12 protein-coding genes are annotated in these 11,819 nt (G+C 32.5%); 8 read left to right on the top strand and 4 right to left on the bottom strand.

Annotated elements, in window-relative coordinates:
- Positions 1-7: 7 nt before the first annotated feature.
- Positions 8-304 (bottom strand): isoamylase early set domain-containing protein, encoded by a 297-nt coding sequence (locus ASD98_RS19755; protein WP_056207766.1) that lies wholly within the window; start codon positions 302-304, stop codon positions 8-10.
- Between the two features lie 238 nt (positions 305-542).
- On the opposite strand from ASD98_RS19755, the gene ASD98_RS19750 reads away from it, so the two are divergent.
- From ASD98_RS19750 to ASD98_RS19735, 4 genes are all read left to right on the top strand, one after another.
- The gene (locus ASD98_RS19750; protein ID WP_056207763.1) at positions 543-887 is read left to right on the top strand and encodes a 2TM domain-containing protein; all 345 of its coding nucleotides are present in this window, start codon (positions 543-545) and stop codon (positions 885-887) included.
- Between the two features lie 12 nt (positions 888-899).
- Complete coding sequence (locus ASD98_RS19745) at positions 900-1,382, top strand: dihydrofolate reductase (RefSeq protein ID WP_056207760.1); 483 nt, start codon at positions 900-902, stop codon at positions 1,380-1,382.
- 576 nt (positions 1,383-1,958) lie between these two features.
- Entirely contained in the window at positions 1,959-2,690 is a 732-nt protein-coding gene (gene ubiE, locus ASD98_RS19740) for a bifunctional demethylmenaquinone methyltransferase/2-methoxy-6-polyprenyl-1,4-benzoquinol methylase UbiE (RefSeq protein ID WP_053470065.1), read from the top strand.
- 1 nt (position 2,691) lies between these two features.
- Positions 2,692-3,414, top strand: coding sequence for a porin family protein (locus ASD98_RS19735; RefSeq protein WP_056207757.1), 723 nt, complete (start codon positions 2,692-2,694; stop codon positions 3,412-3,414).
- A gap of 9 nt (positions 3,415-3,423) precedes the next feature.
- Here ASD98_RS19735 and ASD98_RS19730 read toward each other — a convergent pair whose 3' ends face one another.
- The gene (locus tag ASD98_RS19730) at positions 3,424-4,152 is read right to left on the bottom strand and encodes an RNA methyltransferase (protein WP_056207755.1); all 729 of its coding nucleotides are present in this window, start codon (positions 4,150-4,152) and stop codon (positions 3,424-3,426) included.
- 38 nt (positions 4,153-4,190) lie between these two features.
- On the opposite strand from ASD98_RS19730, the gene ASD98_RS19725 reads away from it, so the two are divergent.
- From ASD98_RS19725 to ASD98_RS19710, 4 genes are all read left to right on the top strand, one after another.
- Positions 4,191-6,743 carry a BamA/TamA family outer membrane protein gene (locus tag ASD98_RS19725; RefSeq protein ID WP_082577900.1) on the top strand — a complete coding sequence of 851 codons (2,553 nt, stop codon included), beginning with the start codon at positions 4,191-4,193 and terminating at the stop codon, positions 6,741-6,743.
- Between the two features lie 60 nt (positions 6,744-6,803).
- Positions 6,804-7,871: a class II fructose-bisphosphate aldolase gene (gene fbaA / locus ASD98_RS19720; protein WP_035645669.1), complete on the top strand. Its 1,068-nt coding sequence runs from the start codon at positions 6,804-6,806 to the stop codon at positions 7,869-7,871.
- Positions 7,872-7,953: 82 nt separating this feature from the next.
- Positions 7,954-8,808, top strand: a complete 855-nt coding sequence (gene accD / locus ASD98_RS19715; RefSeq protein ID WP_026728501.1) for an acetyl-CoA carboxylase, carboxyltransferase subunit beta — start codon at positions 7,954-7,956, stop codon at positions 8,806-8,808.
- Between the two features lie 85 nt (positions 8,809-8,893).
- A complete protein-coding gene (locus tag ASD98_RS19710; protein WP_056207752.1) occupies positions 8,894-9,505 on the top strand; it encodes a hypothetical protein in 612 nt (203 codons plus the stop codon).
- Positions 9,506-9,511: 6 nt separating this feature from the next.
- On the opposite strand, the gene ASD98_RS19705 is transcribed toward ASD98_RS19710, so the two are convergent.
- A complete protein-coding gene (locus ASD98_RS19705) occupies positions 9,512-10,396 on the bottom strand; it encodes a cupin-like domain-containing protein (protein WP_056207749.1) in 885 nt (294 codons plus the stop codon).
- Positions 10,397-10,482: 86 nt separating this feature from the next.
- A complete protein-coding gene (locus tag ASD98_RS19700; RefSeq protein ID WP_056207746.1) occupies positions 10,483-11,730 on the bottom strand; it encodes an ABC transporter permease in 1,248 nt (415 codons plus the stop codon).
- Between the last annotated feature and the right edge of the window lie 89 nt (positions 11,731-11,819).

Below are 11,819 nucleotides of genomic sequence, written 5' to 3'. Positions count from 1 at the left end.
GATTTTTTTATACCACTAAAACACCATTTTCACTTCCGGCATAATCATTCCATTTGTAAAAATCTGCTTCAGGATCATTAACATAAGTACCGTCGATTACGTATTTAAATTCGTAAATCGCGTCTTTAACCAAATCATAAGTAGCTTTAAAAGTTCCGTTTTTCAACTTGCTTAAAGTTCCTTCTTCTACATTCCAATTATTAAAATCTCCAACTACTGCTGCCGAATCAGCATCTTTGGCATCTATTGAAAATGTAACTTTAACAACTGGTTTCGTTTTAATAAATTGTTTCTTCAAAGACATAACTATTTAGTTTTTAGATTTCTACAATAAAATTACATAAATTCATCTGAACATTCGACAGCGCTGTAATCGATTTATGATTATGACAAAAACAGTATGTTATTTTAATTAGATCTATAATTTAACAGGCTTTATTTTTCGCTTTTCAAATTCTAAGAACATTTTGAAAGAAATATTATACAGTCAAAATATGAAGTTTTGAAAATAAATTTTAACTTTATAATCTCATTTTTATCTTATGGAAAAAGAAGTGCACGAACAATACGAGTATGCCAGAAGACGATTAAGACAAAAAAAGGTCTTATATTTTCATTTTGTTCTTTTCCTGCTGGGGAGTTTATTTTTATTTATTGCCAATAGATTTTTTGGTTTTGGTGAAGGAACAACTCAAAACTGGTGTGTTTGGGGTATTACGATCTGGCTTTTCATTTTCATTTTACATTTCATAAAAGTCTATATAACAGATCGTTTTATGAATAAAAAATGGGAAAGAGAACAAATTGACCGACTTGTTGCTTTACAACAAAAGAGAATTAGTCAATTAGAATCAAAAATAAACGAAGACACAGAGAATAAAATTTAGTTAAAACACAACATGATTATAATGATAGCGGCTGTTGCCGAAAATAATGCTTTGGGAAAAAACAATGACTTAGTCTGGCATTTACCAAATGATTTTAAAAGATTTAAATCGCTTACAACTAATCATCATATTATTATGGGGAGAAAAACTTTTGAAAGTTTTCCTAAACCTTTACCAAACAGAACACATATTGTTATAACCCGTCAAACAGATTATAATCCGGAAGGATGTATTGTTGTAGACAGTATTGAAAAAGCTATTGCATTATGCCCTGAAGACGAAGATTCCTACATCATTGGCGGTGGAGAAATCTACAATCTGGGCTTACCTTTTACTGATATAATTGAAATTACCAAAGTGCACCATACTTTTGATGCCGACACTTATTTTCCTAAAATCAGCAAGAGCGAATGGCAGTTAGTAGAGTCTGAAGAAAATTTTAAAGATGAAAAACATCTTTATGATTATACTTATGAAACTTACATTCGAAAATAAATAAAAAAACACCCTCTTTTGGAGGATGTTTTTTAAAAACGATTGATTTTTAGTCTTGACTCGCACAAGAAATAGTTTTTGTAAAAAATCTCAAATGAAAAGACATTTGAAAATAAATGAATAACATTTAATGTTAATTGAGAACGAGTCTCAAAAGCGCCTTTAATAACAAATACCACTAAGATATTAAAGGCAAGAAAATTAAAATTTCCAAAAACAAATTTAATCCTAAGAACGTACTTCGCACTTTTTAAAATAGTATTCCCCCAAGAACAACACTTTAAAAACTACTACTTGAACAAATGATTACCAGTGCAAAAAAAGCAATCATCTGATTAAGTCAATGTGAAACTATCAATCATTAAAATTTCATCATTTTTACTTTGACAAAGTTGGGTATAAAATCAGCCGGACACAATACCCACTTTTAGTGATATTTTAAAAATACCCACTTTTGGTGATACTTAATTAAGTCCAAAAAAATGATTTGATGCATCCTCTAAAACATTTAATTGACAATTTAAAAAACTCAATTACAGTTAAACTAGATTGTTTATATTTGCGTAAATTATAGTAATGTCTGAAAAAATAACTCCATATAAAGACTCTTCTTTAGGTAAGAAAGAGCAGGTTGCCCAAATGTTTGACAACATCTCTGGGAACTATGATAATTTGAATCGTGTAATTTCATTTGGTATTGACACTAAATGGAGAAAAAAAGTATTGAAAATAGTTTCTGACTCTAAACCAAAAGTTATCCTTGATATCGCAACCGGAACGGGCGATCTGGCTATTTTAATGGCTAAAACTAATGCAGAAAAAATCATTGGCCTTGATATTTCGGCCGGAATGCTTGAAGTTGGAAAAAAGAAAGTCGAAGAAAAAAAGCTTTCTAATGTTATAGATTTAGTTTTAGGTGATTCTGAAAATATTCCTTTTGAGGATAATTATTTTGATGCGATTACGGTAGGTTTTGGCGTACGTAATTTTGAACATTTAGAAAAAGGCTTTGCCGAAATTTTACGCGTTTTAAAACCAAACGGTGTTTTTGTAATTCTGGAAACTTCTGTTCCTGACAAAACACCATACAAACAAGGATATAAATTTTACAGCAAAAATATACTTCCGCTTATTGGAAAATTGTTTTCAAAAGACAATTCAGCTTATGGTTATTTATCTGAATCTGCTGCAGCTTTTCCTTATGGTGAAGCATTAAACAATATTTTGAGAAAAACTGGGTTTATAGATGTTGTAGCAATGCCGCAAACTTTTGGTGTAGCAACCATTTATTCAGCATCTAAAAAATAGTATGAAAAAAATTGTAATCGTATTTTTATTGGTCTTAACGACAAAAGGATATTCTCAATTTGCTAAAAGTATGTTTAGTAAAGATCCTATTATTAACCTTGAAAACTGGCAGAAACAACGTGTCTATTTCGGTTATTATTTAGGCTTTAATAGTTTTGATTTTAAATTTGATTACAAAGATGTAGTTCAAAAAGATATTCAGGTAAAAAAAACAACCGGTTTTAATGTGGGTGTTGTTGCCGATTTAAGACTGCAGGAATATATTAATTTGCGTTTTGAACCAGGTTTATACTACACAAAAAGAGATTTATATTTCCCCGGAGTTGGAAACCTAGAGAAAGATTATTTACGAGAAGTAAACAGTACTTACATCCACTTTCCATTATTATTAAAATTTTCATCTTTAAGAACCGGGAATATTCGTCCGTACTTATTAGGCGGAATGTCAACTACTTTAAACCTATCAAGCAACTCAAGTTCTATAGATGATAACTTTGAAGGTAAATTCAGGGTTAAGCAATGGACAGCTGCTTATGAATTAGGTTTTGGAATCGATTTCTTTACAGAATATTTCATCTTCTCTCCTTCTATTAGAGGCATGTTTGGTATTACTGACGAATTGATTCGTGATAACGTAACTCCAGAACATCCTGTAAGTCCGTATACAGATAATATAGATTCGATGAAATCAAGAGCAATTTTAATAAATTTTACATTTCATTAAAACAAAATCTTAACTATTTCGTTTAAATTCACTTAGAATAATTGCTGTTGCTGTAGCTACATTTAAACTTTCGGTTTTTTGCAGCTCTCCAAATCTTGGAATTGTAAGTCGGCTGGTCACTATTTTTTCAATTTCTGCCGAAATACCATTGGCTTCATTACCCATAATAATGATTCCGTTTTGTGGTAAATCAGATTGATAAATGTTGTTGCCATCCATAAAAGTTCCAAAAACAGGAAGTTTTGCCTGACTTATAAAAGTTTTTAGATCAACATAATTTACGTTTACTCTGGCAATTGATCCCATTGTGGCCTGAACCACTTTTGGATTATAAATATCGACTGTTTCTTTTGAACAGACAATTTGTTTGATTCCAAACCAGTCGCAAAGACGCATTATGGTCCCTAAATTTCCGGGATCACGAATATCGTCTAACGCCAGAATTAAACCCGAATTTATGATTTGATTTTCTACAGGCATTTTAAAAACTGCCAAACAAGAATTTGGAGTTGTTAAAGCACTTATTTTTTTCAGTTCTTGTTCATTAATAAGAGTTCGTTTTGCAGTTTGAACTTCTTCAAAATCATTTAACGTGGTGTATAAATGCTCTAATTCAAAATTGGATTGCAACAATTCCTGAATTACCTTTACTCCTTCGGCAAAAAACAATTCATTTGCAAAACGCTGTTTTTTTTGATGCAGGCCTGATATAAGCTTTATTTGGTTTTTACTAACCATAAAATAAATGTACTTTTGAATTAAATATTAAAAAACACTTGAAAAATAATTCCACAAAAATAACAGCATTTATTCTAATAGCAATACTTATTTGCGCTTGTAATGCTGTAAAAAGAGTTCCAGATGGAAAAAATCTTCTTGTAAAAAATAATATTGTTGTAAACGGGAAAAATACAAACGACGAAAATGCATCCAGTCAATTGTACCAAAAACCAAATGGTACACTGCTGGGATACAAACTGCGTTTAAACTTATATAATCTGGCCAACTTAAATCCGGATTCGACTTATCAGGCTAAATTCAAAAATAATCCAGGTTTATACGAACGTCAGGCGAAACTATTATCTGCCAAACAAGTAGACAGGCTTGGTCAGTCTTTTTTGTACAAAGGTATTCATGAATTTTTAAAAAACACCGGAGAACCACCCGTAATTATTGATACCGTAAGAACTAAAAAATCTTTGCAGCGTTTAAAATTTTACTATTTCAACAACGGATATTTTAATGTCTCAACAGATTATACAATCGATAGTATTGCCCGAAAAAAAGCGCAGATAAACTATAATATTACAACAGGGCCAGGTTATATTCTTGATACGATTAAAACCAAAATATTGACTCCTGCACTCGATTCATTATACAAAACAAATACTGATCCTTCATTTTTAAAGTCAGGAAATCAATATAAAACTACTGATTTTGAGGAAGAAAAAAACCGCATTACCACTTATTACAGAAATCACGGCGCTTACTTTTTTCAGCCAACGTACGTAACTTTTGATATTGATACTATTGGCAAAAAACATAAAGCTGATGTAACTTTAATAATCAACAACAACAATATTCAGGAAAGAGACTCAAGTAGAACAGAACCATTTAAATTGTACAAAATCAGCGATGTAAATATTTATACTGATTATTCGCCTGCCAACTCAAAAAGCAAAATAAACGACAGTACAACGTACAACAACTTTAATTTGTACAGTTATAAGAAATTAAAGTACAAGCCTCGTGCCATTACAGATGCAATCTTTATTAATAAAGGAAGCACTTATTCTGACACAAGAACAACGCTTTCTTCAAGATATTTGAACAATCTTAAAATTTTCAATTATCCTTCAATACAATATGAAGTAGACAAACGCGATTCGACTGCACAGTCTTTAATCGCAAATGTGTATTTAACGCCGAGAAAAAAATACAGTTTTGGCGCAACTTTGGATGTGACACACTCAAACATTCAGGATTTTGGTATTGGAGCCAGTATTTCTGAAACTATTCGAAATGTATTCAATAGAGCTGAAACATTAGAAATTTCGGCAAGAGCCAATATTGGTTCTTCAAAAGATATGGCAAACCCAAACAATAACTTTTTTAATGTTTCGGAATATGGACTTGACTTAAAGCTTAATTTTCCAAGGATTTTACTGCCTTTTGGAACAGAAAAAATTATTCCGAAGAGGATGATTCCTTATACTTCTATTACATCAGGTTTCTCTAAACAGCAAAACATTGGTTTAGATAAAGAAAATTTTACCGGAGGAATCTCGTACAACTGGTCACCTAAAAGATATAACACTGCTAAACTGGAATTGTTGAATGCTCAATATGTTCGAAATTTAAATCCGGATAATTACTTTAATGTTTATACTTCATCTTATAATGAATTAAATGGTATCGCTAGTGATTATAATAATGTTCCTGGAAACATGGAAAATGGAAACTTAACAATCCCTACCGGAACTACAAATTTCACTAATGAGGTATTAACCGGCCAGACAGCTTTAACGCCGGGCATGGATGAATATAAAGATGTAGAAAGTATTGAAGAAAGAAGGGTTCGTTTGACCGAGAATGATTTCATTTTGGCCACTAGCTATACGTTTACAAAAACAACAAAAAAAGATCTAGCTGATAATACTTTTTATCAGTTTAAAACAAAAATAGAATCTGCAGGAACTTTGTTATCTGCCATTTCAAGCATTGCAAATCTGGATAAAAACGCTAATGGAAATTATTCGATTTTTAATTTAGAATATTCTGAATACTTAAAAACCGAATTCGACTATATCAAACACTGGGATTTTGGAAAAGAAAAAGTATTGGCAGTTAGAAGCTTCTTTGGAATCGCCGTTCCTTTTGGAAATTCAAATTACATTCCATTCTCACGAAGTTATTATTCAGGAGGATCAAATGATAATCGCGCCTGGCAGCCCTACTCTCTGGGTCCCGGAAGTACAAATGCCCTAAACGATTTTAACGAGGCCAATATGAAAATTGCATTAAGTGCTGAATTTCGTTTTAAAATTTTTGGTGATGTTAAGGGAGCGCTCTTTGCAGACGCCGGAAATATCTGGAATGTATTCGATAATGTGATTGATGACAAGGCAAAATTCAACAGCTTAAACGATTTAGATGAAATTGCTTTAGGTTCAGGATTTGGTTTACGATACGATTTAAGCTTTTTTGTTATTCGTTTAGATTTAGGCTTCAAGACCTATAATCCGGCGCATGACGAGGGAGAAAGATGGTTTAAAGAATACAATTTTGGACACTCGGTTTTAAATTTTGGAATAAATTATCCTTTCTAATGCTAATTAATTCTTATTTTTGCAACCTAAAAACTAAAAACAACTATAAAAAAAATTACAATGGCACACAACATTAAACCAGGAGTAGCTACAGGAGATCAGGTTCAGGAGATTTTTAATTATGCAAAAGAAAAAGGTTTTGCTTTACCAGCAGTTAACGTTACTGGATCAAGCACAATCAATGGAGTTCTTGAAACTGCAGCAAAACTAAATGCGCCAGTTATCATTCAATTTTCAAACGGAGGAGCACAATTTAACGCTGGAAAAGGTTTATCTAACGCAGGTGAAAAAGCAGCTATCGCTGGTGGTATCGCCGGAGCAAAACATATTCACACTTTGGCAGAGGCATACGGAGCAACTGTAATTTTACATACTGACCACTGTGCAAAAAAATTATTGCCTTGGATTGATGGTTTATTAGATGCTTCTGAAAAACATTTTGCAGAAACAGGAAAACCATTATTTAGTTCTCACATGATCGATTTGTCTGAGGAGCCAATCGAAGAAAACATCGAGATCTGTAAAGAATACTTGGCTAGAATGAGCAAAATGGGCATGACATTAGAAATCGAGCTTGGTATTACAGGTGGTGAAGAAGATGGTGTTGACAACTCTGATGTTGACAGCTCAAAATTATATACGCAGCCAGAAGAAGTAGCTTATGCTTACGAAGAATTATCTAAAGTAAGCCCTAAATTTACAATTGCTGCTGCTTTTGGAAACGTTCACGGTGTTTACAAACCAGGAAACGTAAAATTAACTCCAAAAATCTTAAAAAATTCTCAGGATTTCGTTCAAAACAAATTCAACACTGGACATAACCCGGTAGATTTCGTTTTCCACGGAGGTTCAGGTTCAACACTTGAAGAAATCAGAGAAGGAATTAGCTATGGTGTTATCAAAATGAACATCGATACTGATTTACAGTTCGCATACACTGAAGGAATCCGTGATTATATGGTTAAAAACCTTGACTATTTAAAATCTCAAATTGGTAACCCAGAAGGTGCTGATGCTCCAAACAAAAAATATTACGATCCAAGAAGATGGGTTCGTGAAAGCGAAGTGACATTCAACGCAAGACTTGAACAAGCTTTTGCAGATTTAAATAATGTGAATACACTATAATAAAAAAGTTTCAAGTTTAACGTTTCAAGTTTCAGGTTTCGCAACTTAAAACTTGAAACCTCAAACAAAAAAAACATTCAATATGGCTTGGTTTAAAAGACAAGAAAAAGGGATTACGACCGCTACAGAAGATAAGATGGACGTTCCGAAAGGATTGTGGTACAAATCTCCTACTGGAAAAATTATTGATGCAGACGAATTAGCGAGAAATTTATTCGTTAGCCCTGAAGATGATTTTCACGTTCGAATTGGAAGCGCAACCTATTTTGAAATTTTATTCGACAACAACGAATTTGTTGAGTTAGATAAAAACATGACATCAAAAGACCCTCTGCATTTTGTGGATACAAAAAAATATGCTGAGAGATTGAAAGATGTAATGGAAAAAACTCATCTTAAAGACGCTGTACGTACGGGAGTAGGAAAATCTAAAGGAAGAGAACTTGTAATTTGCTGTATGGATTTTGCTTTTATTGGCGGATCTATGGGAGCTGTTGTAGGGGAAAAAATTGCAAGAGGTATTGATCATGCGATCAAAAACAAACTACCTTTTGTTATGATTTCTAAATCTGGTGGAGCTCGTATGATGGAAGCGGCTTATTCTTTAATGCAATTAGCAAAAACTTCTGTAAAACTAGCTCAATTAGCTGAAGCTAAATTACCTTATATTTCTCTTTGTACAGACCCTACAACGGGTGGAACAACTGCATCTTACGCAATGTTAGGAGATATCAATATCTCTGAGCCGGGCGCTTTGATTGGTTTTGCTGGTCCGCGTGTTGTTCGTGATACTACGGGAAAAGATTTACCAGAAGGTTTCCAAACTGCTGAGTTTCTTTTAGAGCACGGTTTCTTAGACTTTATCACGCCTAGAAAAGAATTGAAAGATAAGATCAACTTATATATTGATTTGATTCAGAATAATGATATTAGATAGTTTTAAAAACTTCTAAAAACATAAAAATCCCATTCGCTTCGGCTGATGGGATTTTTTTATATCTTTATTTTAAATCTCATTCTTTATGACTAGAATTTTTGTTGGTTTTATGATTTGTTTGCTTCTTTTGAATTGTGCCAAAAAAGAGGAAAAAGCTGTTAATAAAAACAAACCTTACATCATCTCCTATGAAGACAAAGAACTTCAAAATTATATTGATTCATTAAAAAAAAGCAACAGTAAAACAGTAGCATTCCCCAGAAAAGGTTTTTACGGAGAACATCAATTGATTATTGATAAAAAGGGCAATCTTTATTTCTATCAAAAAGAATACATCATGATCACTTGCAGTTATGGCAGTGAAAATGATACTCTTCCACATTTTTTAGGTTTAGAACCGAAAGACATTGTTAGAATTCCTCAAAAAAACTTAACTGATTTTCTTTCTGAAAACATATTGACTAAAGAAAAAAACAGACAAATTTTAATTATCGCTTCTCAAAAAGACACTATAAAAAACACTTCCTTCTTTGAGTTTTTAAACAAGAAAAATATCGACACTTATATTATCCGAAGAACTACTCAAGAAGAAGATACTGTTTTAAAATATAAAAACAACACCAACAAACACATTTACTATTATCCTGATTCAATCAAATGGGACAAAACTAAAATTAAACTTCCAGTTAAAAACTAAATTAGACTATTTTTTGGGCCTATCATTTCTTAATTCCTTTTCCGCAATTTTAAAAGCTAGTTTCTCACGCCATTTAGCGTATCGTTCTCTAAAAATTATTTTTACTGCACTATCAACTGCTCCGTGCATAAATAAACTCCAAACGCTAGCCATTTTCCGAGTAATCGATGAATCCCAGGCACGAAGACTTAAAGAAAAAGAACCATCAATATAGCGCATCCAGTGCCACATTCCTGTTGGCATAAATAAGGTATCTCCGTGTTCCAGAAAAACTTCATAACCTTCGACACCTTTTAGTGCAGGAAATTTTTCAAAATCAGGATTGGCAACATCGTAATCTTCTAAAGCATAGGTGGTATTTGGAACGCAGTAAAGTCGTTTTTTCCATTTATTATCAAATAGTATAATATGTTTTCGGCCTCCAAAATGGGTGTGAAAAAGATGAGGCAAATCTATATCATAGTGTAAAAATGTAATAGCTTGTGAACCTCCAAAAAACATAGCAGGCATACTTTCTATAAAACCTCCCATTAATTCTTTTGGAACTTTCACATCATTTATTAATTCGGGTCTGTGTTTGAAAAGATTGAAGAAAAAAATTCGTAGTTGTGTTGGCTCTCTTTTTATTAAATCGAGATAATCGCCAAATTTCATACTAGCAATTGAGGCATTAATTACTTTGGTTGGATCTGCTTTAGAATTATCCACTAATCTTACTTCGATATCTCCTGCAATCTGCTTAAAATAATCCGTCGACCATTTTTCTCTTGCAGGCCAGTCTTTAGTAAGCTCTTTTATAATAAGAGGTTTTCTTTTATCTAAATAATTCTTTTTAAAATCTTCCCTAGAAATAGACTCAACAGTATCAACATGTTTTAAGATAAAGCTCATTTGTTTAGTGATTTAAATTGTTACTTACAAAAAAAAATCTAACCAATTCTAGTCTTCAAAAATTACATATAAAATAAAAACAATAGCTACATCCCTGTTCGAATAGCTTCTACAGGATCTAAATTTGCAGCAGAAATTGCCGGAAGTATCCCCGAAATCAATCCAATAAGCGCCGCTAAACCGGTTCCTAAAAGTATATTTCCTAAACTTAAAACAAACTCAAAATCGAGCGCTTTTGTTAAGATAATTGAAATTCCCCAAACCATCAATAGACCAATAATTCCGCCAATTACAGAAAGAATTATGGCTTCAAATAAAAATTGAAATAATATGAAACGATTTTTTGCTCCTAATGACTTTTGAATTCCAATTAAATTTGTTCTTTCTTTAACCGAAACGAACATAATATTGGCAATTCCGAAACCGCCGACTAAAAGAGAAAATCCACTGATAATCCACCCTACTACATTCATCTGACCTAAAATACCATCGATAAAATCAGTAAACCCGGAAAGTACATTTATAAAGAAATTATCCATTTCTCCCGCCTTCATTCCGCGAATTGCTCTTAGTTTTTGTGCAAGTTCTGCTTTGTAAGCGTCCATATCTACACCTTTTGTCGGTTTTAAAACAATAACCGGCGTCATGGAGTCGCTGTCACCATACATTCGACGTAAAAAGTTCGCCGGCAAATAAACCGACGTATCGTTACTATCACCAAAAAATCCTGCTCCTTGTTTTGCGATTACTCCAATTACTGTAAAACGCTGCCCATAAAGGCGAATATTTTTTCCCGTTGGATCCATATTTCCAAAAAGACCTTGGGCAATCTCGTATCCTAAAACTATAACCGCAGTTCCCGAATTTGATTCAGATTCATTGTAAAATCTTCCTTTATCAAAACTCAATCCGTCGATATTTACCATTTCAAATGAAGACGGGACGATGTTTACATCGGCAACCGTTTTCGAATCGTACTTTAAAGTTTCATGATTCACAAAAAGCTGATAGCCCACCTGATCTGTATTATTCATAGAATTTTTCAACCCTACATATTCATCATATTTTACATTTGGAAACTGTTCTCTCTTCCATTGTGGAATTTCAGATGGACCAAAGCAATATTTCATTAAATAAATCGTATTTTTATCTAAGCTGCTCAAATCTTTAGAGATTTTTTTATCTAAAGAATCAACGGCAGCCAGAACAGCAATTATTGAAAATATACCAATTGTAACACCTAACAATGATAATAAAGTACGCAGTTTATTATTTCGTAAAGCGCTTATTGCAAAGCTGAGACTTTCTTTTAACAATCTTAGATAAAGAAGCATATAGTAGTATTTTTCAATAAAGTAAAATTCAATAATTTAAAAACAAAAACCTAATAAAAGTTAACTTACTCATCAGTAGATTTTTTTAA

Source organism: Flavobacterium sp. Root186 (assembly GCF_001428525.1).
Taxonomy (GTDB): Bacteria; Bacteroidota; Bacteroidia; order Flavobacteriales; family Flavobacteriaceae; genus Flavobacterium.
This window is presented reverse-complemented; position numbering and strand designations above follow the sequence as displayed.

Coding starts and splice junctions, on each gene's coding strand:
- ASD98_RS19755 (WP_056207766.1), bottom strand. CDS start 304: ATGTCTTTGAAGAAACAATTTATTAAAACGAAACCAGTTGTTAAAGTT.
- ASD98_RS19750 (WP_056207763.1), top strand. CDS start 543: ATGGAAAAAGAAGTGCACGAACAATACGAGTATGCCAGAAGACGATTA.
- ASD98_RS19745 (WP_056207760.1), top strand. CDS start 900: ATGATTATAATGATAGCGGCTGTTGCCGAAAATAATGCTTTGGGAAAA.
- ubiE (WP_053470065.1), top strand. CDS start 1,959: ATGTCTGAAAAAATAACTCCATATAAAGACTCTTCTTTAGGTAAGAAA.
- ASD98_RS19735 (WP_056207757.1), top strand. CDS start 2,692: ATGAAAAAAATTGTAATCGTATTTTTATTGGTCTTAACGACAAAAGGA.
- ASD98_RS19730 (WP_056207755.1), bottom strand. CDS start 4,152: ATGGTTAGTAAAAACCAAATAAAGCTTATATCAGGCCTGCATCAAAAA.
- fbaA (WP_035645669.1), top strand. CDS start 6,804: ATGGCACACAACATTAAACCAGGAGTAGCTACAGGAGATCAGGTTCAG.
- accD (WP_026728501.1), top strand. CDS start 7,954: ATGGCTTGGTTTAAAAGACAAGAAAAAGGGATTACGACCGCTACAGAA.
- ASD98_RS19710 (WP_056207752.1), top strand. CDS start 8,894: ATGACTAGAATTTTTGTTGGTTTTATGATTTGTTTGCTTCTTTTGAAT.
- ASD98_RS19705 (WP_056207749.1), bottom strand. CDS start 10,396: ATGAGCTTTATCTTAAAACATGTTGATACTGTTGAGTCTATTTCTAGG.
- ASD98_RS19700 (WP_056207746.1), bottom strand. CDS start 11,730: ATGCTTCTTTATCTAAGATTGTTAAAAGAAAGTCTCAGCTTTGCAATA.